Here is a 1,044-nt window from a genome sequence, read left to right as displayed (position 1 = left end):
GGCGGCGATCTGCTTGCGCACGTACGTGGCTCCGGCATGCTCGGCCGGTGGCGGCTCGTGGCCCTCGGGGTGGTCCTTCAGGAAGAGCAGGAGCAGCACCAGCACGACCACACCGGCCAGCGAGCTGCCGACGAAGGTGGTGGTCCAGCCGAAGCTGTGCAGGGCGCGGGCGATGAAGAGGGTCGAGACGAGATTGCCCGCCATCCCGAAGAGGGCGGCGACCTGGCCGATCAGCGGGCCGCGCCGGGCGGGGAACCAGCGGCTGCCGAGCCGCAGCACGCTGATGAACGTCATCGCGTCGCCGCAGCCGAGCAGGGCGCGCGCGGCGAGCGCCATCCCGTACGACGGCGAGAGCGCGAAGCCGAGCTGGCCGACCGTGAACAGGACGACCCCGATGGTGAGGACCCGCTTGGTGCCGAGCCGGTCGACCATCAGCCCCACGGGTATCTGCATCCCCGCGTAGACGAGGAGCTGGAGGATGGAGAAGGTGGAGAGGGCGGAGGCGTTGACGTCGAACCGGTCGGCGGCGTCGAGTCCGGCCACCCCCAGGCTCGTACGGAAGATGATGGCGACGAAGTAGACGGCGACGCCGATGCCCCAGACCCAGGCGGCCCGCCGGCCTCCGGGCGGGTCACCGGGCAGCGGGAGGGTGGGCGCGGCCCCTGAACTCACCGGTCCTCACCCCTGACCAGCTCCCGCACGCGCCCGACATGACGCCGCACGACCTGCGCGGCCTCCTCGGGGTTCCCGCCCCGGATCGCCTCCAACAGCTCGGCGTGCTCGGTGATGTTGGCCTCGATCCGCCCGGGATGGGCCTCCATCACCGCGACGCCCATCCGCAGCTGACGGTCGCGCAGCTGGTCGTAGAGGCGCGAGAGGATCTCGTTCCCCGCGTACTTGACGATCTCCGCGTGGAAACACCGGTCCTTGACGGCCACCGCCGCCAGATCCCCGGCCTCCGCCAGTTCGCGCTGCTCCTCCAGGAGCTGTTCGAGCCGCGCGATCAGCCGGGGCGAGGCGGGCACGGCCTTGCGCGCCGCGAAC

2 protein-coding genes are annotated in these 1,044 nt (G+C 71.7%); both read right to left on the bottom strand.

The window, feature by feature from the left end:
* Positions 1–672, bottom strand: a 672-nt coding sequence (locus tag AB0M27_RS48230; protein WP_365732514.1) for an MFS transporter, incomplete at its 3' end; no start/stop codon positions are given.
* On the bottom strand, positions 669–1,044 hold a 376-nt coding region (locus AB0M27_RS48225; protein WP_365732513.1), incomplete at its 5' end, for an FCD domain-containing protein. The genes AB0M27_RS48225 and AB0M27_RS48230, both read right to left, overlap by 4 nt.

Source organism: Streptomyces sp. NPDC052107, assembly GCF_040680215.1.
In the GTDB taxonomy this organism is placed as follows: domain Bacteria; phylum Actinomycetota; class Actinomycetes; order Streptomycetales; family Streptomycetaceae; genus Streptomyces.
This window is presented reverse-complemented; position numbering and strand designations above follow the sequence as displayed.